Origin of the sequence: Aeromonas salmonicida, from assembly GCF_028355655.1 — a bacterium.
GTDB classification, from domain to species: domain Bacteria; phylum Pseudomonadota; class Gammaproteobacteria; order Enterobacterales; family Aeromonadaceae; genus Aeromonas; species Aeromonas salmonicida.
In genome coordinates this window covers 1,353,730-1,378,681 of sequence record NZ_CP110645.1, presented here as the reverse complement: position 1 = coordinate 1,378,681, position 24,952 = coordinate 1,353,730, and the positions used below count along the sequence as shown (strand labels likewise).

Genomic DNA, 24,952 nt, shown 5'->3' with positions numbered 1-24,952 from the left:
CTCATCTTGCACAAGGGGAATGGCGGGCAACAAAGCCCTCAGGGTCCTTCACGCAGCGCCCGGTAGAGGGTGGTGCGACTGATGCCGAGCTGGCGCGCCGCCTCGCTCACATTGCCCCCGCACGCCGCCAGGGTCTGCTGCACCCGCAGCCGGTTCTGTTCACGCAAGGTGGTGGCCCGTCCCCCCATCGGCAAGGCACATGCCTCTGTGGGCACATAGGGCAGATGCAGGTGAGCGGGCTCAATCCAGCCCAGCCCTTCCGCCAGCACGCAGGCCACCTCCAACGCCTGCTTGAGCTGGCGCACGTTGCCGGGCAAGGGATGGGCCAGCAGTTGCTGCTCCGCCTCCGGCGTCAACTGCAGGGCCGGGTCCATCTCCGAGAGCAGGCGCTGGATCAATCCCTGGCGATCGCCCTGTGACCATGCCCGCAGCGGTGTCAGCTGCTGGCGCCAGCCGCAGACCCGGTAATAGAGGTCCTCGCGAAACGTCCCGGCCTGCACCATGGCAGCCAGATCCTGGTGGCTGGCGCTGACCAGCCAGAAATCCACCGGCTCAGGTCTGTGGCTGCCGACCGGGGTAACACTGCGCTCCTGCAGCACCCGCAGCAGCCGGGTCTGGGCCAACAGCGGCAGCTCGCCAATTTCATCCAGCATCAGGATGCCGCCGTGGGCGGCGCGCAGATAGCCCTGACTGCCCTGGCTGCGGGCGCCACTGAAGGCCCCGCCCACATAACCAAACAGCTCGGCCTCCACCAGATCTGCCGGCAGGGCGCCACAGTTGACACACACCAGGGGCTTGTCCTGTCGGCTCGACTGGCGGTGCAGGGCACGCACCAGGTGCTCCTTGCCGCTGCCGGTCTCCCCCTCGACAAGCAGCGAGATGCCGCGCTCCAGCATCTTGAGCGGCACCTGCTGGCCGTGCGAGCCGCCAGCATCGGCCGGCAAGCCGGGCAGGGCCGCAACGGGGCCGGCCTCCGGCACCAGCCGCAAACCGCGCCGATCCCGTAGCAGTTGCTTGCCGTCGAAGGGGTGCTGGCCGAGCCAGAGCCGGCCGGCCCGGTTGGCGCCGAGCAGCTCGCCCCCCTCCCCCAGCAGCAAACGGGCGGACCAGAGACTCTGGGGATCGAGATCCACCAGCCAGCCCGGCTGGCGCGCCAGCAGCGCGTTTTCCAGCGTCATGGCCAAGAGCCGAACCGTGCCCAGCATGTCGCCGTCGTGGTGGGCCGCGTCAGTGGAGATGTCGAGTACCCCGAGCAATTGCCCGTCCGGCCCGAGCAGGGGGCAGGCGCTGCAACTGAGGAAGCTGTGCTGGGCGAAGAAATGCTGATTGCCGAGCACCTGCACCTCGCTCTGCTCGGCGAGCGCGGTACCGATGGCGTTGGTTCCCTTGCTCGCTTCCCCCCAGCGGGCGCCGCTGCGCAAAAAGATGCGCTCGGCGTGGCGGGCAAAGCCGTCGTCACCGCTGGCGGCCAGTATGGCCCCCTCACCGTCACACAGCAGCAGGCGACAGGGTCTGCCCGCCAGCAACTGGGCAAACAGCGGCAACACGAAGCGCTGGAAGCAGGCAATCAGCGTCCTGTGCGCCTCCTGGCGGGCCGACAACTCTCCTTGGGGCAGCAGATCCAGCTCGGCACTCTGCTGGCGGAGCAGACCCTGATGCAGGCAGCGCTGCCAGGAACGCTGGATCGGACTGGGGCTGGAACTGTACTGCGGTAACTCGCTCATCACGCCTCCTGTTCACAAACGGCACGACTGTCGCGGCCACTGTTCAGAAACGGCACAGTGTCATCGTCACGGCCGGGGTCATTGGTTAATCAAGATACGCTGCCGCACCCCATTTGGTAACGTTTTTGTAACCTTTTGCCCGCTGGTCAGACCCTTTGGCATGGCCCTTGCGATACCCCCTGCGTACCACCCCGGCCAGCCAGCACGTGCAGCCGGGCAGGACCTTCACACACATAAGGATGATGAGATGATTTATACCGCTCCCGGTCAGGCAGGTGCCCTGGTCAGCTTCAAGTCCCGTTACGACAACTTCATCGGGGGCGACTGGGTGGCCCCCCGCGCCGGTCGCTATTTCGAGAACATCTCGCCGGTGGATGGCCGGGTGTTCTGCGAGGTGGCCCGCTCCGATGCCGCCGACATAGATCTGGCGCTGGATGCTGCCCACAAGGCGTTCGTCAGCTGGAGCAAGACCAGCGTCACCGAGCGCAGCAACCTGCTGCTGCGCATCGCCGATCGCATCGAGCAGAACATCGAAGTGCTCGCCATCGCCGAGACCTGGGAGAACGGCAAGGCGGTGCGCGAGACCCTGGCCGCCGACCTGCCGCTGGTGGTGGATCACTTCCGCTACTTCGCCGGCTGCATCCGTGCCCAGGAGGGCTCGGCCGCCGAGCTGGATCAGCACACCGTCAGCTACCACTTCAAGGAACCCATCGGCGTGGTCGGCCAGATCATCCCCTGGAACTTCCCGCTGCTGATGGCGGCCTGGAAGCTGGCCCCTGTGCTGGCGGCAGGCTGCTGCAGCGTGCTCAAGCCCGCCGAACAGACCCCGGTCACCATCATGTTGATGATGGATCTCATCAAGGACATACTGCCCCCCGGCGTGGTCAACGTGGTCAACGGCTTCGGCGCCGAGGCGGGTCAGGCGCTGGCCACCAGCGATCGGATCCAGAAGCTGGCCTTTACCGGTTCGACTGAAGTCGGCGCCCATATACTGCGCTGCGCCGCCGACAAGCTGATCCCCTCCACCGTCGAGCTGGGCGGCAAATCCCCCAACATCTATTTTGCCGATGTGATGCAGCACGAGAGCCAGTACATCGACAAGGCGGTGGAAGGCATGCTGATGACCTTCTTCAACCAGGGCGAGGTGTGCACCTGCCCCTCCCGCGCGCTGGTACACGAGAAGATCTACGACGACTTTATGGACAGGGTGCTGGCCCGCGCCCGCACAATCGTGCAGGGCAACCCCTTGGACACCGCTACTCAGGTCGGGGCGCAGGCGTCCCGCGAGCAGTTCGACAAGATCCTGAGCTACATGGAGATAGGCCGTGGCGAGGGGGCCAAGATGCTGATCGGCGGCGGCCCGGCCAAGGTGAGCGGGCTGGAGGGGGGCTTCTACATCCAGCCCACCATCTTCTCGGGCCAGAACAAGATGCGGGTGTTCCAGGAGGAGATCTTCGGACCGGCGCTCGGGGTCACCACCTTCAAGGACGAGGCGGATGCGCTGGCCATTGCCAACGACACCCAGTACGGCCTGGGGGCGGGTCTGTGGACCCGCGACAGCAACCTGGCCTGGCGCATGGGGCGCGGCATTCAGGCTGGCCGGGTCTGGGTCAACTGCTACCACGCCTACCCGGCCCACGCCGCCTTTGGCGGTTACAAGAAGTCAGGGATAGGCCGCGAGACCCACAAGATGATGCTGGACCACTACCAGAACACCAAGAACCTGCTGGTGAGCCACGACATCAATCCCCTCGGCTTCTTCTAAGCCCATCCTGTCATCAACAAGGGCGCCTGCGGGCGCCCTTGTTGTTATTGCTCATCCGACCCCACAGGCTAGGAGTCGAATGTGAGTGACAGTCATGTACATGCCTTGCAACCGGCACCCTGACTCAGGCTGGCTGAGGTGAATCGCGTGAACTCCGGGATGTGGCGATGGATTAATCGCCGAACAACTTGCCTTCTCCGGCCCAGTCCGATGGGGCCACGTCTTCAAAGATGACATAGATATATTTCGGATCTGTTCCTGTATTGCGCACTATGCTCTCGGTGATTTCTGCTGCAACGACCTGTTTGGTCCCTGTTTCTTTACCTTCAAACCAGGTAACGCGAACGACGGGCATGGTGATCTCCTTGTAGTAAACAATGCGATTGGCTTGCCAGCGAGTGAGCAAAGACAAGCCGTGATGGTGGATTAGTGCTCAAGAAATTCACGCAGGTCTTGCGTGAATTTGAACGGGTTTTTGAACATCAGGAAGTGATCTCCCTGTTCTGCCTTGGTGTAAACGTACAGTTTCGCCCCCGGGATCACGGATTGTGCCCAGCGCTGGCTTGCAAGATTGGCGCTGTACTCTCCGCTGAAGATGGCCACCGGCATCCGGATCTTGTGGCGCAGCACATCGCGCCAATCGTTGGAGCCGTGGTCGTACATAACCTGCATCATGGCGGCCGGATCCTGGTGGATCACCGACTCGCCAAAACGTTCGGAATTGACGAAGTAGGGCGAGTCACGCAATTTGGCGCGGGCAAGAAAGTGGGTCGTTTGCGGATCCGGATCCTTCGGCACAGGTGCTTGCAATGCCTCTATCAGCCGATCGGCCGAAGGCATCAAGGCGCCGGTATCCCTGCGCTCCTGTGCGGACCAATGGGCTCTAGCCACTATGGCCACAGGCTCATCCACAAAAACCGCTTTGCGAATGCCCTGACCTCCGAAGAGGTCGATATAGCTCCACAGCACAGATGCCCCCATCGACCAGCCACAGTAATCAGCCGACCTGATATTCAGGTGATGATTCAGCTCCTTGAGATCCATTGCGTAGCGGGCAATCCGATTGCCGTAGCCAACCTTGTCCGACAGCCCCTGATTGCGCGGGTCGAGCACAATCACGCGATAATGCTTGGCGAGGATAAACATCAGGTTGATGTATTCAGCGCCATTGGCCGACCAGCCGGGAATAAAGACCAGCGGGTGACCAGATCCGGCCTCCCAGTAGCTCAGTGTCACATCATCGCTGGTGGTAAAGCGGTTGATTTGCAGCCCCTTGAAGTCCGACAACCTCGCGGGTAATCCCTCCAGCCTATTGGGGAAGACAAAGTCCTTGCCCAGCACCTCGATAGCCGGGGCTGCCAGCGCCAGGCCAGAAGAGATGAGCAGACTCAGCGCCGTCAGCGCAGTACGACATCCAGTTTTCATGATGACCTTTGAGGAAAGTAGCCCGCACCAGACGGGCCAAACTGGATCCAGCTGTTCACACTTGCACCCAGACAGGAGCCACAGCCGGGCCTTTGCCGAGGAAATAGCCAAAGTGGATGTTCATCTCGCCAATCGGTTCGATGAAACGGCTGTTGGAGAGCGGTCCGGCATCTACGCTATCAAAGCCGATGGACGTTGCCAGTTCAGCAACAGAGGCCTTGGCGGTATCCGCATCGCCGGCAATGAAGACTTGCAACACCTTCCCCTCGCGGGCTTCTGGGGCAAATAATGATGCAAAGATGGTATTGAACGCTTTGACTACCTGGGCTTTCGGAGCCAGTTTCTGGATCTCCTCGGCGGCAGACGTGGTGTGCCCAATGACAAGTTCCTTGTAGTCGGCGCTGATCGGGTTGGATATATCGACTAATACCTTCCCGGACACATCCCCCGCCGACTCGATAGCCGCTTCCATGGCGCCAAAGGGTAACGCCAGTACCACGACGTCGGCCACTCTGACCGCGGCAGCAATGTCGCCGCCGATTGCCCCATGACCAATGCGCTCTGCCAGCGCCGCGGCCTTGGCCAGATCGCGTGCACCTATGCTGACGTCATGTCCTGCTCCCGCCAGTGCGGCAGCCAAACCCACCCCCATATTGCCCGTACCAATAATTGCAACTTTCATGACGCTTGTTCCTGACGGATAAGGTGATGCGCTCACTTTAAAACTTGAAACCAATCAGGATAAATAGAGAAAATGATGCATGACTTGAAACGGAGAGTTTGCAATGGATCGCTTGCAAAGCATGAGTGTGTTCGCCAAGGCCGTAGAGCAGGGCTCCTTCTCAGCGGCCGGAGAGGCCCTGCGAATGTCTTCCCAACTGGTGGGCAAGCATGTGCAGGCACTGGAACAACATCTGGGGATCCGGCTGATCAATCGCACTACCCGCAGGCAACATCTCACTGAGGCAGGCTTTATCTTTTACGAACGGGTGAAGAGCATTCTGGCCGACGTGGAGGCGGCCGAGGGGATGGTGGCGATCAGCGAAGGCACTCCGCGCGGACGCTTGCGCATCAATGCGCCCGTCTCCTTCGGCATTCACGCACTGACGAAGCACCTGCCTGACTATATGAGCGCACACCCCGATGTCTCGGTGGATATGTCGCTCTCCAATCGCTTTGTCGATCTGGTGGACGAAGGCTTCGATGTTGCCTTCCGGGTCGGAGAATTGGCAGACAGCGGGCTCATCGCCCGCAAGCTGGCGCCTTACCACCTGAAGCTCTGCGCAGCACCATCCTACCTGGCTGGCCGGGCACCGATCCACCACCCGGAGGAGCTGACACAGCACGAATGTCTGGGTTTTTCCCATACGGAGCTACGCACACACTGGACTTTCCTGGGGCCGGATGGTGACATCTCAGTCCCGGTATCCGGCAAACTGATGGTCGATAGCGGTGAAGCCCTGCTGATGGCGGCACGCGGCGGGCTTGGCCTTTTCTTGCAACCGGAAGAGCTGGTGCGTGACGACCTGGACGCTGGCAGACTGATTGAAGTACTGCCCGATTTCAAGGTGCCAACGCGCCCTCTCCATCTTCTGTACGCCCCTGACCGCCGCATGACACCCAAGCTGCGCAGCTTCATCGATTTTGCAGTGAGCAGGTTTGGAGCCTGAGCAGGAGGTGCCCAGCCGCAATAGCGGAAGCCCTGACTGTTATTCAGGCTTCTCGCTCCCTCCCAACTGCTGGCGATAGCGCTGGGGTGAGCAGCCCAGCTCACGGTTGAACATGGCGATAAAGGCCGAGGTGGAGCCGTAACCGAGCCGCCAGCCAATTTCCTGCACCGGCAATTCCCCCTTGAGCCAGGCCAGCGCCTTGAGCAACTTGAGCCGGGCCCGCCACTGGCCGAAGTTCATCCCCAATTCCCGCACGCAGCGCCGGGCCAGGGTGCGCTCCGTGCTGTGCAACTGCTCGGCCCACTGGGCCAGGGTGCGCGGATCGGCAGGGTCGCTGCGCAGAGCCGCCAGCATGGGGCCCAGCAGCTTGTCCTGGCTCATGGGCAGGTAGCTGTCCTGGCAGCGGGTGCGGGTCAGCTTCTCCACCAGCAGCTCGGCCTGGCGCACATCCCATTCATCCTGCATATGGCCCAGCTTGCGCTCGCAAAAATCTGCCAGCATGGCCCGGATGAGCGGCGTCATTTCCAGCAGGCAGGGCTCGGCAGGCAGTCTGGCCGCCAGGGCGTGATTGACATAGATGGAGGTGTAGTCGAGGGCCTGCTGGTTGTAGGAGGCGTGCTCCAGATCCGCCGGCACCCAGATGAGGTAGTCGGCGGGAGCCACCAGCCGGTGATCGTCCAGCACTATCTCCATCACCCCCAGGCTTATCAGGCTGAGCTGGCCCCAGGGGTGGCTGTGGGGCGCGCAGGCACTCTCGGCCTGGATCTGCTGATAGCGCAGATAGAGTGGATTGGGCTCGGGCAGGGCTATGTCCGTCGAGTGATAGTGATGTAGTGCCATATCAGGGCAACTTGTCCTTTCTGCGGGATGAATTGTCAGTTTTACGTTACTTGATAACAGAAAGACAAGGGTAGACTGGCCATCTCGATAATAAGGAGCCTTTGATGCGTATCTTCTTCCCGCTTATGTTCCCGCTGATGGCCGTGCTGATCTGGGCCACCAATACAGTGGTGTCCAAGGCCGCCGCCGATGTGCTGGATCCCGCCGCCATCTCCTTTTACCGCTGGGTGATCGCCGCCCTGGCGCTGACCCCCTTCTGCCTGCCACAACTGTGGCGCCGCCGTCGCGAAATCCGCCCCTGGCTCGGCAAGCTGCTGGTGCTGGCAGCCCTTGGCATGGTGCTTTACCAGTGCCTCGCCTATTACGCCGCCCACACCACCTCGGCCACCAACATGGGGGTCATAGGTTCGCTCATTCCGCTGCTGACCCTGCTGCAGAGCGCCCTCTTCTTCGGCCAGCGCCCGGGCAAGCAGGCGCTGCTCGGCATGAGCATCTCCCTGTTCGGGGTGTTCTGGCTGCTGAGCCAGGGCCAGCCCCTGGCCCTGCTGCAAGACGGCATCAACCCCGGGGACGGGCTCATGCTGCTCGGCTCCGCCAGCTACGCCCTCTACGGCCTGCTGATCCGCCGCTGGCAACTGCCGTTTGGCCCCTGGCTCAACCTCTACATGCAGATCCTGCTGGCTGTGCTGCTGCTCATCCCGGTCGCCCTCAGCGCAGACTCCCTGGCGGTGCCCGCCGAGGGCTGGGGTCTGGTGCTGTTTGCCGGGCTCGCCTCCTCCCTGCTGGCGGCCTACTGCTGGATGCGCGGCCTCGCCTGCATGGGAGCGGAGCGCACCTCTGTGTTCATGAACCTGATGCCGCTGTGCACGGCGCTGATCGCCGTCATCACCCTGGGGGAGCCCATTCACGGCTATCACCTGCTCGGCGGCGGCCTGATCCTGGGCGGCGTCATGCTCTCCCAGTTCAAGCCCAGGGTACGCCCCGCCCTTGTGGAAGAGGCATAAACCGGCGAGACAAGCCGCTGCAGCACAACACAAGAAGGGAGCCGAGGCTCCCTTCTTGTTTGCATATCAACGCTAACACCCGCGGGCTCAATTGCCCCGGCGCCAATGGTAAGCCCCTCCCGACACGACTGTTATTCAGGTTTGCTCGTGGTGCGCCTTGTGCGGGTCGCGCCGGGCCTTGTCATGAGCAGCAAAGGCTTTTCGGGCCGCGCTGATGCCATTCATGCAGGCCGGGACACCGGCATAGACGGCGATCTGGAGCAGGATTTCGATGATGGTTTCCCGGCTGACGCCCACATTCAACGCGGCCCGGATATGAAATTCGAGCTGCCCGGGCGCATTGCCCATCGCCATCAGCGCAGCGACGGTAAGCATCTCACGGGTGCAGAGATCAATACCGGGACGGGAGAGCACATCGGCAAAGGCAAATCCCAACACCAGTTCGGCAAAATCTGGCGACAGGGCATCCAGATTCGCCGCGACCTGATCCGGCGCCTGCGGGTCGAGCCGGGCCAGCAGCGCGAAGGCCTGTTCACGCCGCTCGGACGATAAGCCGCTCATGCGTTCACCCCCTTCATGCCTTCCCGGGTATAGCGATCCCCTGCCACTGGCAAGGCCCTGATGGCACTGTCCAGCGCGGCGAGATCCCCGGCCTCCAGACGCACCGACAGGGCGCCCAGGTTGTCCAGCAGATGGGGGATCCGCCTTGTGCCGGGGATGGGCACTATGTCATCCCCCTGCGCCAGCAGCCAGGCCAGGGCGATCTGCGCCGTTGTGCACTGCTTGCGTGCCGCCAGGGCCATGATCACCTCCACCAGCGAGCGATTGGTGGCGATGTTTTCCTGTTGAAAGCGCGGCAGGTTGGCCCGAAAGTCACCCTCTTCAAACGCAGTATCCTGCTGGAAACGTCCGGTCAGAAAGCCGCGCCCCAAGGGGGAATAGGCCACCAGACCTATGCCCAGCGCGCGGCAGGTCGGCAGCACCTGGGCTTCGACATCCCGCGTCCAGAGGGAATATTCCGTCTGCACCGCCGCCACCGGATGCACGGCATGGGCACGCCTCAAGGTGGCCGCGCTGACCTCGCACAGGCCGATACGGGCAATCTTGCCCTCCTGCACCAGCTGCGCCAGCCCTGCCATCGTCTCTTCGATGGGGTGAGCCGGGTCGATACGATGCACATAGTAGAGGTCTATCTGCTCGACCCCTAGCCGGCGCAACGAGGCTTCACAGCTCTGCCGTGCATATTGGACGCTGTTGTCCAGGGTGCGCCTGTACTCGCCGCTCTGACGCACTATGCCGAACTTGGTGGCGACCTTGACCCCGGTTCCGTGGGTCGCCAGGAAACGGCCTATCAGGACTTCATTGTGGTGCGGGCCATACATGTCGGCGGTGTCGAGAAAATCGATCCCCATCTCGACGGCCCTGGCCAGCACCCGCAGCGCCTGCTCATCATCCCGCGGACCATAAAACTCACTCATGCCCATGCAGCCGAGGCCCATGGCGGATACGTCCAGATCAGTGCCCAGTGTTCGTCGTTGCATACATTTCTCCTTACAAGATGGAGGTCAGTATGGTCTTCCGAATATGATTCAGGTATAGACTGGATTGGTAGTCAGCTTTCCGATTTTGGAAGATACATGAACGCTCTCTTGCTATGGGATGACGCCCGGGTCTTTCTGGCCATCGCCCGCAGCGGCACCTTGAGTGGCGCCGCCCTCGCCCTTGACATGGGCATTGCCACTGTCTCTCGCCGGCTGGATCGCCTGGAGTCGGCACTGGGTCTGCCGCTGTTCAGTCGTCATCAGCACGGCTATCGACTGACCGACGATGGGGATGCCCTGCTGGCGCGGGCCGAGGCGCTGGAACATGCCGGACATGCCTTTGGCGAAGCCGGGCAGCAGCAGGGACAAGTGGCCGGATGCGTGCGCCTCGCCACCGCAGACAATCTGGCCAATCCGCTCATTATTCCCTCCCTGGCCAGGCTGTTTGCCATTCATCCCGATCTGAGGGTGGAGCTGGTCACAGGCGTGCAAACGGTGAACCTGCACAGGCGCGATGCCGACCTGGCCGTGCGCATGGTCAAACCTGATGCCGGCAACGTCACCATCAAGCGGCTGGGCACCCTGGGCTTTGGCCTCTATGGGGCCAGCAGCTATGTCGATTGCCGTCATCCGGGAACAGATGCAGCCAGCTTCGATGAGGATGCCTTTATCGGCTGGGGGGAAACACACGGCCATTTGCCCGCCGCCAAATGGATTGCGCGCATACTGCGTGGCCGCCCCTGCAGGGTGGAGACCAACACGCTGTCGGCCCAGCTGGCCGCCGCCACCGCCGGTCTCGGGCTGGCGGTACTGCCCCATTATCTGGCCAAAGAGACGGACCTCGTCTGCCTCCTGCCCGAGCTGGGAGTGGATCAGCCGATCTGGCTGGTGATCCACACAGATCTCGCCCACTCCAGACGGGTGCGGGCCGTCGCGGATCACCTGATCCAACTGTTTGAAGAGGCCGAATCTGCCCTCCACCCTTTCCCCCTGGGCGCACTGTGAACCAGGCAAGGTAGGAAGGGCTGCAACCCATGCGGCGACGGGCAGACAGCAAGAAGGGAGCCGAGGCTCCCTTCTTGTATTGCATCTGCGCGCAAAAAACGCGGGCTCAGTTACCCCGCCGCCAGTGGTAGCGCCGCTCGGGCCGGCCACGCTGACCGTAGTTGAGATCCACATCGACCCTGTCTTCGGACTCCAGATACTCCAGATAACGGCGCGCCGTGGTGCGGCTCAAGGAGAGGCGCAGCGCCACCGTATCGGTAGAAAATGCGGTATCCGGCTCGCCCGCCAGCAGCTCCAGCACCTGGCGCAGCGTGATGGCATCGATCCCCTTGGGGGTATCGCGCACCTCCCTGGCCTGGGCGCGCCCCTTGCCCATCAGTCGATCCAGATCGCTCTGCTCCAGGGAGCCGCGCTCGCAGATGCGCCTGTGCAGGGTGAGGATCTCGTCCAGACTCTGCTGGATGCGAAACAGCCGCAACGGCTTGATGATGTAATCCTGCACCCCCAGGTTGAGGGCCTGCTGTATGGTCTCAACGTCGCAGGAGGCGGTCACCATGATGACGTAGGCTTCACGATTGTGGCTGCGCAGCCGGTTCACCCACTCCAGGCCCGAGCCGTCAGGCAATGAGATATCCACCAGCAGCAGTTGTGGTTCGGTCGCACGCATCATGAGATCGGCCTGGGTCAGGCTTTCGGCCCGACCCAGCAGGGAAAATCCGGGGGTGGAGGAGACCAGCTCGGCCAGAATGGATCCTATCCGTTCGTCATCCTCGATCACCAGAGTGAAAATGGGCTCCATAGATCACACCAATTGGTTTTTATTCAAGTAGATACCGAACAAGGTTGTCTGTTCGGCGGTGCGGCGCCATTCTATCACACCCCCTCGCCTGGCCACCGTCTCCTTGACCAGGAAGAGGCCGACCCCGTGATCGCCGGTCTGGCGGCTGATACCGTAATCAAACAGATGATCCGCCAGCGCCTCGTCCACCCCTTCACCACTGTCCTCCACCTCTATCACCAGCCGGCGACCAAAATCGTTGAGAGAAATCAGCACCCGCGGCGGACAGACCTTGCGCCGCGCCCAGGCGGCGCGAATACCGTTGTCCAGCAGGTTGCCGATGAGGGTGATGAGATCCGCCGACACCGCCGCCGGATACTCCGCCAGCGCCGAGTCGGGATCCAGCACCAGCTCCACCCCCAGCTCCCGCGCCCGGCTGAACTTGCCGAGAATGAGCCCCGCCACCGGCTTGTCCTCGATGGCTCGCAGCAGCCCCTGCAACATGGTCTGGCAGGCCTCGCTCTCCTGCTGGATCAGTTCCACCGCCTGATCCACATGGCCGAGCTGCAACAGGCCGGAGAGGCTGCTCAGCTTGTTGGCGAACTCGTGGGTCTGCATCCGCAGCATCTCGGCATACTGGCGCAGATGCGTGACCTGCATGCCGAGGCTGCCAGTTACCTCGGGGCGACTGAAGATCAGCAGGCGCCCTGGCACCTTGCCCTCCACCGCCTGCCAGCGGCCCACGAAGGATTCTCCGTGCACGGTAAAGCCAAGCTCGGTCTCGACCTGGGTCAGGGCCGGTGCCAGCGGCGGCGACAACTCGGCGAGCGGCTGCCCCAGCAGGGCATGACGCCCTGTGCCCGGCAGGCGCAGCTGATAGAAGGCGGCACTGTTGAGCATGCGGATGTTGCCCCTGTTGTCGAGCGCTATCACCCCCTCTGAGATGTGCTCCAGCACCAGCTCTTGCAGCACGAAGCGATTGACGATGGCCTCGGGTTCCAGATCCAGCAGGGTGCGGCGCAACAGGTGCTGCACCCAGAGCGCCAGCAAGAGACCACACCCCAGCACGGCAAGGATGGCACTGACCAGCAGGGCGATCCGCTCCAGATAGATGCCTTCCACAGTCCGCATCAGGTAACCCACCACCACGGCCCCCATGGCACGGCCATCGGGCCCGAGCACGGGCGCAAAGCAGCGGATGGCCGGGCCGAGTGTGCCCTCGTCCTCTGAGCAGTAGCTGAGCCGGTCATGGAGGGCCGGCCAGATATCTTCACCACGGAAGAGACCGCCGATGAGCTCGGGCGAGGGGTGACTGAGGCGGCGGGCGTGTTCGTCGGTCACCACCATGTAGGCGGCGTCGGTGCGATTGCTGATCCCCTCCACATAGTCGCGCAAACCGGGATCGCTGCCCTGCTGCAAGGCCTGCACCACCCGGCTGTCCGCTGCCAGCACCCGCGCCAGATCGGCGCCATTCTCCTGCAGATTGCTCTCCAGCAGGTGGCGGATAAAGAGGGCAAGCAGACTGCCCAGGATCACGATCAGCAGCAGTGACAGCCCCAGAGAGAGGGTGACCAGTTGGTGGCGCAGTTTCATCGATTAGCCTTGCAACATCAGGAAGCGGACCAATAGTGCGGGCGCCACCAGGTCTGGTCAATCAGTGGCGCGGGATCACCGACAAAATCCGCCAGCCCTTCGTCACGGGCAGTCAGCGCCACCGCCCTTGCGACCGCGCGGGCCACTTCCCCCACCTGCTCGATGGGAGGCAACAATCGCCCCTCTGCCAGCGGATAGGCGCCCACTGCCCGCACCGCCGCCTGCAGCATGCCGTCACTGATGCGGCGCGCCTTGACGGCGCAGGCCCCCAGACCAATGCCGGGGAAGACATAGACGTTGTTGCACTGGGAGACCACCCGCGCCTCCCCCGCCACAGTGACTGGGGCAAAGGGGCTGCCGGTAGCGAGCAGGGCGCGCCCGTCGGTGGCCTGCCACACCTGCTCCGGCGTCGCTTCGGCACTGCGGGTCGGGTTGGAGAGCGGCAGGATCACGGGGCGCTCGCATACCTCCCCCATGGCCCCGAGCACGACCTCGGTAAAGAGCCCGCCCTGACCGCTCACCCCGATCAGCACGCCGGGGCGCAGCCGCTCAATGAGCTCGGGCAGGGTGGTGCAAGCCTCTTGCGCAGGACGGGCAAAAGGTCGTTGGGATGGGGTCAGATTGGCGCGTTCCAGACAGACCAGCCCATCTTGATCAAACAGTTGCACCCGATCCGGGCTGCCCGCCAGCTGGGCCAGCATGGCGGCGATGCCGCACCCCGCCGAGCCGGCGCCGACGATGAGCACGGGGGTGTCGGCCAGGGTAGTTCCGGCCTGTTGCAACCCAGCCAGCACGCAGGCAGAAGCCACCGCAGCCGTCCCCTGGATGTCGTCGTTGAACATGCACAGCTCGTCTCGATAACGAGCCAGCAGATTGGCGGCATGCTTGCCGGCGAAGTCTTCAAACTGCAACACCACCTGGGGCCAGCGCGTGCGAATGGCTGCCACCACCTTGTCCATGAAGTGGTAATAGGATTCACCATCCACCCGGTTGGCCTGCCAGCCGAGGTAGGAGTCATCCTCCAGCAGTTCGGGATTGTTGGTGCCCACATCGACGCACAGCGGCAGGGTGCGCGCCGGGTTGATGCCGCCGGCGGCGGAGTAGAGCGCCAGCTTGCCGATGCAGATCCCCATGCCGCCGATGCCAAGATCGCCGAGCCCCAGCACCCGCTCACCGTCGGAGATGACGATGACGTCCACCTCCTGCTCCACCGCGGCGAAGATGGCGTCCAGATCGTCTCTGTCATGCCAGGAAAGATAAAGGCCGTGACTGCGCAGATAGAGGTCGCTGTGGCGCTGGCATGCCTCCCCTACTACCGGGGTGTAAATAATGGGCAAGAGCTCCGGCAGGTGGTGGCGCACCAGATCGTAAAACAGCACAGGGTTGTCTTCTTGCAGCTGGCGCAGCAGCAGGTGCTGGTCGAACGGGCTCTGCATGGCAGAGACCAGACGGTAGATACGGCGCCGTTGCTGGGCCAGGGACTCCTCCTTGTGAGGCATGCGCCCCATCAGGCCTTGTCGCTTGCGTTCGGCATAGGGCAGGCTGGTGCCCATCATGATGTCGTTCATTGTCGATTCCTTATGCCAGCAGCGAGATGAGCAGGGTGGCCAGGATCAACATGACGGCCCCCCCGAGACGGGAAGAGATTTGGGCAAACGGCATCAGCTTCATGCGCTGGGCCGCAGACAGCACGGCCACATCACCCGTGCCCCCCATGTTGGCCATGCACAGACCGCCTGTGATGGCCGCCTCTATGGGATAGAAACCTATCATGCGCCCCACCAGGGCCGCCCCCAGGGCGCCGCCGACCACTGTCACCAGCACCAGCACGAAGTAACTGATGGAAAAGGCGCTGATGAGTTCCGGGATGCTGGTATAGGCGACCCCTATGCCCACCAGCAGGGAGGGCGTCAGATTGGTCACGACGAACTGGTACCAGTCGGCGGCCGCCTGCTCGTAACGACGCGGCAGCACGCCACTCACCTTGATGAAGGCCACCGCCAGTATCATGAGCGCAAAGGGATGCATGGGGATGAAGTTACCCAGCAGTGAACCCAGCACGAACATGCTGGAGCTGATGAAGAGCCCTATGCCAAGGCTCTCCAGGGTCGGCGCCTGGACCTGCTCTTCGGCCACCTTCCGACTGCTCTCCTTGACCATCAAGTTGCCATTGCCGGTCAGAGAAGGGTAGCGGCGACCGAGGCGGGCCAGCATGGTACCCATCAGAATGGCCAGGGTGTTGGCGATTACAACGGCAGGCACCATGCGTGACAGCAGGTCAGCGCTGGACATCTGCATCGGGCCCGAGAGGATCTCCACCAGGGGTACGGCACCTGCCCCCATGCCGCCACCCATGATGGGCAAACCTATGAGCAGAACCGCATTCTTGAAGCCATAACCCATCAAGGAGCCGACCAGACCGACACTCAGCAGCGCCACTGCAACACCGCCCAGGATCACCGGCAGGTAACGCATGGCGGCATTTTTCAACAGAGCACTGCTCATGCCCAGCACTGAACCCGTCACCAGGCTGGCGATGAAGAAGTTGAGAAAGCCCCCCTCTTTCATGAAGCCGATGATCACCTGACCCGCCTCGATTGGCAGGATCCTGTATTCAAACAGAGCAGCCCCCCCGAAAATGGCGAGTATGGTGCCACCTCCCAGGTATTCACGGACCGGCGTGATGCGCTCACCCAGTTCGGTCAGCAGGGTACCGAGTACGAACATCAGCGCCAATGCCCCGACCATGCCGAGCGGCAAGGAGCCGTTCCAGCCGGAGAAAAGCACGCAGGTGGCAAGCCCGAGGAAGATCATCATGGGCATGCCGGCTATTTGTTGACTGCCCCAGGGGGCGGCTTTCGGGGTAGAGAGGTTTTTCATTGTTATGCTCCAGCGTGTGAGGTGGCGCTACTCTAGTGATCCTCCCTCTGCCTGTCGGTTAGCCCCGCTACAAAGACATATAAAAACATTAAAATCTTAAACGCTATGAGGACAATGCCGTCGTCCAATACAAGATAGCGTCCCCATTCACAACACCTGAAAACTTGGATATACACACAGAAATAAACGGATGCGGACAAGGTTTTTCCCTCACTTGCTGGCAATGGTGAGGCTCAGATTAAGTGTTATCCATGGAAAGAGAGGGAGTAAACGGGCTGCAGGCTGATGACAGTCGTGTCATATTCATGCTGATCATCAATATCAGAGAGGCCATGATCCTGACGCTCGCGCAACTGACATGACCCACCCGTATGCAGGTGGATAACAGGGCAGGCAAGGATGACTGGCAACTTGTATGTCATGACGGGGATGCACTATCAACACAACGCCATAGCGTGCGTTTTCAACTGACAAGACTGGGCCGATGGAGCAAAGAGTGCCCACCTGTCAGTCACACCTTGACAGCCAGCGTCTCATTTAAACCTGTTCGGTTGGCTTATTCTGCTAATAACAATGGAATATTGGCAGGGTCAAATTCATGACAGATATCGCTTCCTTCCCGGCTGAAGCCATAATGGATTTCGGCAGTATATTCGACATCGACCAGCAGACTCTCGATTGAGAAATGGGCGTCACCCGATTCATATCGTTCCACAGCTATCGTCTCCCTGTTTAGCTGACCCATCAATATTAGTGGATAAAAAACAGACTGCCGAATTTATATGACACCTTGCTGACCAGAAAATAATAGTAAACGGGATGCCTTCCTTATTTTTGCCACCCCAGCAGGCCGGTGTTTATTTCTCCAGCCAGAGTATTCCACCCGATTTGACACACCTGTGCGTATTTCAGACACAGACAGCCCCTTACGACCCCCTTCACTGACCAAGTCAAGCCTCATAAGAAGCTCCTCCATCATTTTCATAAACAAGATCTTGATCACACTATTTACTTAGCCTGCTAAATAACTACAATGCTTAGCAGGCTAAGTAAGTGGAGAGCACCTCATGATGAAGGATCTGGAAATGTTGCGCGAGTTGTCCCTCGCCGAACGGGTCGGACGACTGCATCGACTGTGGCGCACAGTGGCAGACCTGGAACTGGCGCCCCTGGGTCTGACCCATCCACGCTGGACAGCGCTGTGGAAACTCAGCCGCCTCGGTGGTCATCTCAGCCAGAAGACCCTTGCCGAAGCGCTGGAGATAGAGCTGCCGTCACTGATGCGCACTCTGGGTCAGCTGGAGGAGCATGGACTGGTCGAACGCCATTGCTGCAGCCAGGACAAACGGGCCCGCATCGTCACCCTGACTCCGGCTGGCAAGGCACTGCTCGACAAGATAGAAGATCGCATCATGGATGTACGCCGTGAACTGCTCGCCGGCATCAGCCAGCGGGAGCTGGAACAATTTGAAGACATAGTGCACCGCATCTGTGCCAACGCCCTCGGCAAGATAGGTTCACAGAGTGAAGAGAGAGAATAAGATGACCCCGGATCAACAATTCAAACGCTGGATAAAATGGGCCATGGGCGCCTTTATTCTGGTCTTTGGCTACTTCCTGCTGGCTGACATCAAGATGCCGCTCACCCCGCAAGCCATGGCTACCCGTGTCGTGACCAAGATGGCACCCCAGGTCAGTGGCAAGGTGATACAGGTTGCCGTTGGCAACAACCAGCATGTCAAACAGGGGGATCTGCTGTTCTCACTCGACCCCGCCCCGTTTGAACTGGCGGTGGAGCAGGCCCGCCTCGCGCTGGCTCAGGCCGAGCAGCAGAACCGCCAGCTCGACGCCACTCTCAACGCCGCCGCCGCCGATTTCAGCTCGCTGCAAACCCAGGCCTCCCTGAAGCTGCGGGAAGCGGAGCGTATCGACGCCCTCTATCGTCGCCACATGGTCTCTGAGCAGCAAAAAGACGACGCCGACAGCGCATTTCGCACCGCCCAGGCCAACCTGTTGGCCAGCAAGGCCCGCATGACTCAGGCCCAGGTGAACCGCGGTCTGCACGGTGATGACAACCTGCTGCTGCGCCAGGCTCGCAATCACCTGGCCCAGGCCGAGCTCAACCTCGCCTACAGCCAGGTACACGCCAGCCAGGATGGCATCATCACCAACCTGCAACTCAAGCCGGGCAGCTTCGCCGCGGCGGGTGCGCCGCTGCTGGCGCTGGTTTCCGAGCAAGTAGACATCATCGCCGATTTTCGCGAGAAGAGTCTGCGCCACGTCAACACGGACAGCCAGGCACTGGTCGCCTTCGATGGCGAGCCGGGCAAGCTCTATCCAGCACGGGTCACCAGCCTGGATGCCGGCGTCAGCGCCGGCCAGTTCGATGCCAACGGCCTGCTGGCCAGCCCCACCGAATCGGATCGCTGGGTCCGGGATGCCCAGCGCCTGCGCCTGCATCTGACCCTTGAGCAGTTGCCGGCCCACCTGCCGGCTGGCGCCCGCGCCACGGTGCAACTGCTGCCGGACAACGCGCTAAGCGCGCTGTTTGCCCGCGGCCAGATCCGTCTGCTCAGCCTGTTGCACTATATCTACTAAGGTGGCAGCGATGAATCTGTGGCACAGGCCCCTCACCGCCAACGAACTGCGTCAATGTCTGCGCATCGCCTTTGGCAGCACCACCGGCTTTTTGCTCTGCAAGTTGTTTGGCTGGAACTACGGCGTCTTCTACACAGTGACACCGGTATTGCTGCTGGGCATGGTGCCAGTGATGAACGGCCATGCGGCACGCCAGCTGATCGCTGCCGCCGTCATCTGCGGGGTGGAAGTCGGTCTGCTGGGCGGGCTGTTTGGCAGTCATCCCGGCCTGATGACCCCCATCGCCTTTTTGCTGTTTCTCTACCGTTTCGCCGCCATGTCCCGGGGCAGCCTGTTTCTGTTCGGGGCCAACGGTGTGCTGAGTCTGAGCATAATGCTGCACTTTGCCAGCTACCCACAGACCGATCTGAACGACCTCATCTTCAGCAACCTGTGGGCCAGCATACTGTCGGTACTCATCGCCTACCTGATGACGGCGCTGATCCCGGATGTAGAGGAGCGACCCAAGCCTGCGGCGGCCCCCAAGGCACCGCACAGAATGCGACACGAGGCCCTGCTCGGTGCCAGCATAGCCACCCTCTCCTTCATGGTGTTCCAGATCTTCGACTTGCGTGACTCCATGTCTGCTCAGGCCACCACACTGCTGCTGCTATTTCCCATGCACTGGAACGGGGCCTTGAGCTATGCCCGCAAACGGGCCATGGGCACACTGCTCGGCGTGAGCTTTGGTCTCGTCAGCCAGCTGGTACTCTACGACTGGTCAGGTTTGCTGTTGCTGGTCGCCCCCATGCTCTGGCTCGGGGCCATGCTGTTCAGCTACGCCCATGTGAAGGAGGCCAGCGGCTCAGGCGTCGGATTTGGCGCCCTCACCACTCTCGGCATCCTGTTTGGCCAGTACCTGACTCCGGGCAACGATCTGGTATTCAGCGCACTCTATCGAGTCAGCAGCATACTGTTTGCCATCGTTGCCACCCTGCTGGCCTGCTATCTCATTCACCGACTGCTTAACCGTTTCGAGGCCACTCGTTTCGGCTATTGACCCCCTGTTGTTAGCTCAAGGATGTGCTGTTTTTCGCCCCGTTATGCCTACCGGGGCGTTTTTTTGTCTGCATTTTGCAAGCTGGCCCCGCGGGTCTTGTGACTGCAGCCACTATGCTTGCAAGAGCCGTTCGCAATAGCAGCAGGAGAGACACAATGGCACGAGTACCCGGAAGCTGGCTGGCGTTTGGTCTTTTGCTCGGGATGAGCAGCGTCTGGGCCAATCCAGTGCTTGTCGCAGCCGAAGATGACTGGGCCCCCTATTGCGCGCTGGACAAGGAGAGCGGCCAACCACAGGGGTTGGCACCGGCCTTGGTGAAAGCGGTGTTCGCCATCGAGGGCATAGCGCTTGAGTTTCGTACCATTCCCTTCGCCCGCTGCATGCACGAAGCCAAGAGCGACAAGGTGCTGGCTTGTTTCAATGCCACCATCACAGAGGAGAACCGCTATCAATACCACTGGCACGAGACCCCCATGTTCGAGGAGGATCTCGCCATCTTCGCCCTCGCAGGCGGCGGGCACCATGACCTCAAACTCACCGCCCTGGAGGGCAAGACGGTGGGCATTACCCTGGGTTACACCTATCCCACCGATTTCATGGATAACCCCAGGATCACCCGCTTTCAGGCCAAATCGGATGTCCAGATCATAGAGATGCTGGTACGCGGACGGGTCGACTACATACTGATGAACGAGATGCCTGGCTATCTCAAGATCCAGCAGAAATCACTGACCGGCCGGGTCGTCAAGGTAGGCAAAATCTCCACCGATGGCTTCTGGCTCGCCTTCTCCCGTGCCCATCCCCAGGGAGAAGCCATGGCAAAACGCTTCGAGGAAGGGCTGCAGAAGATCAAGAACAACGGCACCTATGAGACGCTGGTACGCGACTTCGAGCACAGCCTGGGCCTGCATTGAATGTATTTCGCCCCCTGCGCGCCGCCTCGGGACGCATATAGACGCAATAGAGACAATTGAGCATTGAACCTTCTCCTCAACCTGTTAGGCTCGAGCCCGGATGACACCGATGGAGAATTCAAGATGAAACACGCCAATATATTCTTGCTGGGCATCACGACCCTGGCTCTGCTGAGCGGTTGCGAACGCGGAGCCTCCACATTGAGCGTGACCGGCGGCGAGCCCATCACCTATCAGTGCGAGCAGAACAAGAAGGTGCAAGTGAGCTACTTTGCCCTTTCCGACCAGAGCCTGAATTTCATCAAACTGGCACTGCCAGATGGCAAGGATTACACGCTGCCACAAACCATTTCAGCCTCCGGCGCCCGCTATACCGATGAGCATGAGGCCGTCTGGTGGAACAAGGGAAATGAAGGCTTCGTCGAAATGCGCGACAAGAACGGCGAGTGGCAGAGCGTCTACAACGACTGCAAACAGCAGTAATGAAAAATCCCGGCCTGGCCGGGATTTTGCTATTTAACCTCTGTATCCAGACAAGAGACCATCTGCACAGCGATGGTGTGCAACTTGTGTCCGTTTTCCTCGTTCAGCCGCGCTTGTCGCTGATCACCAGCCAGAGCGCATGTACCATACCTGGCAGGCCGCCAAGCAGGGTCAGTACTATGTTGATCAAAAAGTGCAGGCTGAAGCCTACCTGGATAAAGGCGCATACCGGAGGCAAAAAGATGGCCAGCAGTATCTTGAGCAGATTGTTCATCTCGCACTTCCTCGTCAAAGATGTTTCACGGTTCGGGATGAGCTCACCATAAACAGCCTTGACCTCAACTGCAAACGAAACAAGGGCCCACTCGCGGCTCTCACACCTGAGTCAAACAGGGGATCCGCTCCCCCAACTGCTCGCGCCAGACTTTGAGGTCGTGGATCTGCTGGTTGCTGCTACCACGCCAGAGCAGACCGGGATCTGCCAGTGCCTTCTCGAACTTGCCATCCACCAGCACGTCCAGCAGGGCGACCAGCTCGCGCTGGGCCTCTGACAGTTCGCCGAGCAGATAGCCGCTCCAGCACCAGATGTCCTTGCCGGGGCACTCGGCCCGCACCCGCTTCACCAGCGTCAGCACCTGGGGCACGTTGGCGGGGTGGAGCGGATCGCCGCCGGAGAGCGACAGACCACGCCGTTTGATGCGCGTGTCGTTGAGATCCTGGATGATGCGATCGCACATGGCCTCATCAAACGGCTTGCCGCCATCGAGCCGCCAGGTGCTCTGGTTGTAGCAACCCGGACACTGATGCTCACACCCCGACACAAACAGTGTGGCGCGGGTGCCGGGCCCGTTGATCACATCGACCGGGTAGTATTGGTGGTAGTGCATGGCTAAATATTCTGTGTGAATTTAAGGTAATCCAACACACTCTTCATAAAGTTGGCTCTTTCACTAGCAAGCCGTTGAAAATATTCATCTTCACGCCGGTCCAAAAGAAACAAGATTTTTTCTCGCAGGGCACCTTCATCAAGTTCGTAGCCATGATCTTGTCCATAGGCATGGATAAAGCGATAGAAGAATTCAGTGTCGCTATCATGACCTTCATGCCAAGAGTCTCGACTGACCCATTGCTGTAATAACTGCTCCGACATTGGTTTCAGAAACATTTCACTTTCCCTCAAAGAGAGACTCCCTGCTTTAACAGGGAGTCTCTACAAATTACATATGCTTGACGCGGCGTTTCACTTCTTCCTGCTTGCCCGCATTGAAAGGGCGCGCATCCGGGCTGCCGAGGTAGCCGCAGACACGGCGGGTCACAGACACCTTGGCCGGATCGTGGTTGCCGCAGCGGGGGCAGGTGAAGCCCTTGGAGGTGCACTCGAACTCGCCGGTGAAGCCGCAGTCGTAGCACTCGTCAATGGGCGTGTTGGTACCGTAGTAGGGCACCTTGTCATAGCTGTAGTCCCAGACGTTTTCGAGCGCTTCCAGGTTGTGCTGGATATTGGGGTACTCGCCGTAGCAGATGAAGCCGCCGCTGGCGATGGGCGGATAGGGCGCCTCAAAGTCCAGTTTGTCGTACGGGTTGACCTGCTTCTCCACATCGAGGTGGAAGCTGTTGGTGTAATAACCCTTGTCGGTCACCCCGGCCACCACGCCAAACTCCTTGGCATCAATGCGGCAGAAACGGGTGCAGAGGTTCTCGCTCGGGGTGGAGTAGAGACTGAAACCGTAGCCTGTCTCCTCTTTCCACTCGTCGGTCGCCGCCTTGAGCCGCGCTATGATGGCTACGGCCTTCTGGCGCAAGGTGTCGCTGTCGAACAGATGGACATCGGTGCCAAACAGGGCGTTGATGGTTTCGTGTACCCCGATATAGCCGAGCGAGATGGAGGCACGACCGTGCTTGAAGATCTCGCTGACGTTGTCGTCGGCCTTGAGCCGCACGCCACAGGCCCCTTCCATATAGAGGATCGGCGCGACCCGCGCCTTGACGCCATCCAGCCGCTCGATGCGATACATGAGCGCCTTTTTGGCAACTCGCAGGGCGGCATCCAGACGATCCCAGAAGTCCGCCTCATCACGGGATTTCAGGGCGATGCGCGGCAGGTTGAGGCTGACCACCCCTATGTTGTTGCGCCCTTCGTGGATCAACTCGCCATTTTCCTCATAAGCCCCGAGGAAGGAGCGACAGCCCATAGGCGTTTTGAAGGAGCCGGTCACCTTGACCACCTGGTCGTAGTTGAGGATGTCCGGATACATGCGCTTGGAGGCACACTCCAGCGCCAGCTGCTTGATGTCGTAGTTGGGATCACCCTGTTTGTGGTTGAGACCATCCTTGATGGCAAACACCAGTTTCGGGAACACGGCGGTCTTTCTGTTCTTGCCAAGGCCGGCGATGCGGTTGCTGAGGATGGCGCCCTGGATCATGCGGGACTCCCAGCTGTCGCCAAGGCCGAAGCCGAAGGTGACGAAGGGGGTCTGGCCGTTGGCGGTGTGCAGGGTATTGACCTCGTACTCCAGCGACTGGAAGGCGTCGTAACACTCCTTCTCGGTACGGGCCATGGCGTAGGCGTCCACGTCCTTGATCCCCCACTCCTCGGCCACTTCCCTGTGTTTCTGCCAACTGATGGTTACATAGGGCGCCAGCACCTCGTCGATGCGATTGATGGTGGTGCCGCCATAGATGTGGCTCGCCACCTGGGCGATGATCTGGGCGGTCACGGCGGTAGCCGTGCTGATGGATTTGGGGGTGTCTATCTCGGCATTGCCCATCTTGAAGCCGTGGGTCAGCATCCCCTTCAGGTCGATCAGCATGCAGTTGAACATGGGGAAGAAGGGAGAGTAGTCGAGATCGTGAAAGTGCAGATCGCCGCTCTCATGAGCCTGCACCACGTCGCGGGGCAGCATGTGGCTGGTGGCGTAATGCTTGGCGACGATACCGGCCAACAGATCGCGCTGGGTCGGGATCACCTTGGAATCCTTGTTGGCGTTCTCGTTGAGCAGGGCCGCGTTGGTCTGCTCCACCAGGCCACGGATCTCCTGAGCCAGACGGCCGCGGGCCTCGCGAGCCTGATCCCGGTCGTGACGATATTCGATATAGGCACGGGCGATGGCTTTGTCGTCGGAAGCCATCAGGTGGTTCTCGACCCGGTTCTGGATCTCGTGGATATCCACCTCGCCACGCCCTTCCAGCTCCTGAGTAACGGCGGCGGCAACGCGCTCACCCAGGGTCGGATTGGCCTGACTGACCGCCTCTGCCGCTCGGCCCACTGCCTCGGCAATCAGCTGGGCATTGAATGGTGCGCGACATCCATCACGTTTGATCACAACCGGTTTCATGCGTTTTCCCCGTTTAAAAGGCCAGGCTATCGCCTTCGGCTTACCCTTGTTTGGTGCCCTTCTCCACGCCTCGTCCTGGGCGCAAATAAATTCAGCCGAGGCTTGACAAGCCAAGGCTGACGATGAGAAGAGAACAGCTTGTACACAGCTTAATAACACAACATATAGGTGTTTTATATGAATGCATCCCTATATGTGGTGTCTATTAGGCACCAAAGCGCAGCCTCATTTCTTGATCCAGAACAGGTTTTGAGGCGAGTGGCGCAGTTCCCGACCAGTGAAAAACAGCCCCATACAAGGCTATTCTCAAGCCTGGTGCGGGCTGGCGTTCGACGGGACCGTGACAGAAAAAATCCCC

Annotated in this window: 25 protein-coding genes; 9 read left to right on the top strand and 16 right to left on the bottom strand. The window is 60.8% G+C overall.

The features are described from left to right. Positions 1-38: 38 nt before the first annotated feature. A complete protein-coding gene (locus ONZ54_RS06770) occupies positions 39-1,724 on the bottom strand; it encodes a sigma-54-dependent Fis family transcriptional regulator (protein ID WP_271787760.1) in 1,686 nt (561 codons plus the stop codon). A 247-nt stretch (positions 1,725-1,971) separates the two neighbouring features. Between ONZ54_RS06770 and exaC the strand changes: the two genes are divergently transcribed. Then, the gene (gene exaC / locus ONZ54_RS06765) at positions 1,972-3,489 is read left to right on the top strand and encodes an acetaldehyde dehydrogenase ExaC (RefSeq protein ID WP_271787759.1); all 1,518 of its coding nucleotides are present in this window, start codon (positions 1,972-1,974) and stop codon (positions 3,487-3,489) included. A gap of 172 nt (positions 3,490-3,661) precedes the next feature. Here exaC and ONZ54_RS06760 read toward each other — a convergent pair whose 3' ends face one another. The 3 genes from ONZ54_RS06760 to ONZ54_RS06750 all read right to left on the bottom strand — a co-directional run bounded on the left by ONZ54_RS06760 (position 3,662) and on the right by ONZ54_RS06750 (position 5,596). Next, positions 3,662-3,844 carry a tautomerase family protein gene (locus ONZ54_RS06760; protein WP_017411344.1) on the bottom strand — a complete coding sequence of 61 codons (183 nt, stop codon included), beginning with the start codon at positions 3,842-3,844 and terminating at the stop codon, positions 3,662-3,664. A 71-nt stretch (positions 3,845-3,915) separates the two neighbouring features. Continuing rightward, a complete protein-coding gene (locus ONZ54_RS06755; protein WP_271787758.1) occupies positions 3,916-4,914 on the bottom strand; it encodes an alpha/beta fold hydrolase in 999 nt (332 codons plus the stop codon). A gap of 55 nt (positions 4,915-4,969) precedes the next feature. Next, a complete protein-coding gene (locus ONZ54_RS06750; RefSeq protein WP_271787757.1) occupies positions 4,970-5,596 on the bottom strand; it encodes an NADPH-dependent F420 reductase in 627 nt (208 codons plus the stop codon). Positions 5,597-5,699: 103 nt separating this feature from the next. Here ONZ54_RS06750 and ONZ54_RS06745 point away from each other — a divergent pair, with 103 nt between their 5' ends. Further along, positions 5,700-6,584, top strand: coding sequence for a LysR family transcriptional regulator (locus ONZ54_RS06745; RefSeq protein WP_042467960.1), 885 nt, complete (start codon positions 5,700-5,702; stop codon positions 6,582-6,584). 39 nt (positions 6,585-6,623) lie between these two features. Here the strand turns inward: ONZ54_RS06745 and ONZ54_RS06740 are convergent, their stop codons facing one another. Next, positions 6,624-7,424, bottom strand: a complete 801-nt coding sequence (locus tag ONZ54_RS06740; protein WP_271787756.1) for an AraC family transcriptional regulator — start codon at positions 7,422-7,424, stop codon at positions 6,624-6,626. Positions 7,425-7,528: 104 nt separating this feature from the next. Between ONZ54_RS06740 and ONZ54_RS06735 the strand changes: the two genes are divergently transcribed. Continuing rightward, the gene (locus ONZ54_RS06735) at positions 7,529-8,428 is read left to right on the top strand and encodes a DMT family transporter (protein WP_271787755.1); all 900 of its coding nucleotides are present in this window, start codon (positions 7,529-7,531) and stop codon (positions 8,426-8,428) included. 135 nt (positions 8,429-8,563) lie between these two features. On the opposite strand, the gene ONZ54_RS06730 is transcribed toward ONZ54_RS06735, so the two are convergent. Both ONZ54_RS06730 and ONZ54_RS06725 read right to left on the bottom strand, forming a co-directional pair. Continuing rightward, positions 8,564-8,989, bottom strand: coding sequence for a carboxymuconolactone decarboxylase family protein (locus ONZ54_RS06730; protein ID WP_059111542.1), 426 nt, complete (start codon positions 8,987-8,989; stop codon positions 8,564-8,566). Beyond that, positions 8,986-9,969, bottom strand: a complete 984-nt coding sequence (locus ONZ54_RS06725; RefSeq protein WP_271787754.1) for an aldo/keto reductase — start codon at positions 9,967-9,969, stop codon at positions 8,986-8,988. Before ONZ54_RS06725 ends, ONZ54_RS06730 begins: the two co-directional genes overlap by 4 nt. A 96-nt stretch (positions 9,970-10,065) precedes the next feature. Between ONZ54_RS06725 and ONZ54_RS06720 the strand changes: the two genes are divergently transcribed. Then, positions 10,066-10,974 carry a LysR family transcriptional regulator gene (locus ONZ54_RS06720; RefSeq protein ID WP_058393874.1) on the top strand — a complete coding sequence of 303 codons (909 nt, stop codon included), beginning with the start codon at positions 10,066-10,068 and terminating at the stop codon, positions 10,972-10,974. Positions 10,975-11,080: 106 nt separating this feature from the next. On the opposite strand, the gene ONZ54_RS06715 is transcribed toward ONZ54_RS06720, so the two are convergent. From ONZ54_RS06715 to ONZ54_RS06695, 5 genes are all read right to left on the bottom strand, one after another. Further along, on the bottom strand, positions 11,081-11,773 hold the full coding sequence (locus tag ONZ54_RS06715; protein WP_271787753.1) for a response regulator: 693 nt from the start codon (positions 11,771-11,773) through the stop codon (positions 11,081-11,083). A 3-nt stretch (positions 11,774-11,776) separates the two neighbouring features. After that, positions 11,777-13,345: an ATP-binding protein gene (locus ONZ54_RS06710; RefSeq protein ID WP_005316878.1), complete on the bottom strand. Its 1,569-nt coding sequence runs from the start codon at positions 13,343-13,345 to the stop codon at positions 11,777-11,779. A 17-nt stretch (positions 13,346-13,362) separates the two neighbouring features. After that, entirely contained in the window at positions 13,363-14,913 is a 1,551-nt protein-coding gene (locus ONZ54_RS06705; RefSeq protein WP_219591065.1) for an NAD-dependent malic enzyme, read from the bottom strand. A gap of 10 nt (positions 14,914-14,923) precedes the next feature. Further along, the gene (locus tag ONZ54_RS06700; RefSeq protein ID WP_271787752.1) at positions 14,924-16,225 is read right to left on the bottom strand and encodes a 2-hydroxycarboxylate transporter family protein; all 1,302 of its coding nucleotides are present in this window, start codon (positions 16,223-16,225) and stop codon (positions 14,924-14,926) included. A gap of 556 nt (positions 16,226-16,781) precedes the next feature. Continuing rightward, a complete protein-coding gene (locus ONZ54_RS06695) occupies positions 16,782-16,973 on the bottom strand; it encodes a hypothetical protein (RefSeq protein WP_011898473.1) in 192 nt (63 codons plus the stop codon). A gap of 319 nt (positions 16,974-17,292) precedes the next feature. Here ONZ54_RS06695 and slyA point away from each other — a divergent pair, with 319 nt between their 5' ends. The 5 genes from slyA (at position 17,293) to ONZ54_RS06670 (ending at position 21,259) form a co-directional block, all read left to right on the top strand. Beyond that, positions 17,293-17,766, top strand: coding sequence for a transcriptional regulator SlyA (gene slyA, locus ONZ54_RS06690; protein ID WP_017411356.1), 474 nt, complete (start codon positions 17,293-17,295; stop codon positions 17,764-17,766). A gap of 1 nt (position 17,767) precedes the next feature. Next, positions 17,768-18,823: an HlyD family secretion protein gene (locus ONZ54_RS06685; protein ID WP_021138770.1), complete on the top strand. Its 1,056-nt coding sequence runs from the start codon at positions 17,768-17,770 to the stop codon at positions 18,821-18,823. 10 nt (positions 18,824-18,833) lie between these two features. Continuing rightward, positions 18,834-19,862, top strand: coding sequence for a DUF2955 domain-containing protein (locus ONZ54_RS06680; RefSeq protein ID WP_271787751.1), 1,029 nt, complete (start codon positions 18,834-18,836; stop codon positions 19,860-19,862). Between the two features lie 155 nt (positions 19,863-20,017). Then, on the top strand, positions 20,018-20,776 hold the full coding sequence (locus ONZ54_RS06675; RefSeq protein WP_416995606.1) for a substrate-binding periplasmic protein: 759 nt from the start codon (positions 20,018-20,020) through the stop codon (positions 20,774-20,776). A gap of 123 nt (positions 20,777-20,899) precedes the next feature. Further along, positions 20,900-21,259, top strand: coding sequence for an MliC family protein (locus ONZ54_RS06670; RefSeq protein ID WP_005316896.1), 360 nt, complete (start codon positions 20,900-20,902; stop codon positions 21,257-21,259). A gap of 103 nt (positions 21,260-21,362) precedes the next feature. On the opposite strand, the gene ONZ54_RS06665 is transcribed toward ONZ54_RS06670, so the two are convergent. The 4 genes from ONZ54_RS06665 to nrdD form a co-directional block, all read right to left on the bottom strand. Further along, complete coding sequence (locus ONZ54_RS06665; protein ID WP_017411359.1) at positions 21,363-21,533, bottom strand: YqaE/Pmp3 family membrane protein; 171 nt, start codon at positions 21,531-21,533, stop codon at positions 21,363-21,365. A gap of 100 nt (positions 21,534-21,633) precedes the next feature. Beyond that, positions 21,634-22,146, bottom strand: a complete 513-nt coding sequence (nrdG, locus tag ONZ54_RS06660) for an anaerobic ribonucleoside-triphosphate reductase-activating protein (RefSeq protein WP_271787750.1) — start codon at positions 22,144-22,146, stop codon at positions 21,634-21,636. A 2-nt stretch (positions 22,147-22,148) separates the two neighbouring features. Beyond that, complete coding sequence (locus tag ONZ54_RS06655; protein WP_099994029.1) at positions 22,149-22,424, bottom strand: hypothetical protein; 276 nt, start codon at positions 22,422-22,424, stop codon at positions 22,149-22,151. A gap of 52 nt (positions 22,425-22,476) precedes the next feature. Next, positions 22,477-24,594, bottom strand: a complete 2,118-nt coding sequence (nrdD, locus tag ONZ54_RS06650) for an anaerobic ribonucleoside-triphosphate reductase (protein WP_125607680.1) — start codon at positions 24,592-24,594, stop codon at positions 22,477-22,479. Between the last annotated feature and the right edge of the window lie 358 nt (positions 24,595-24,952).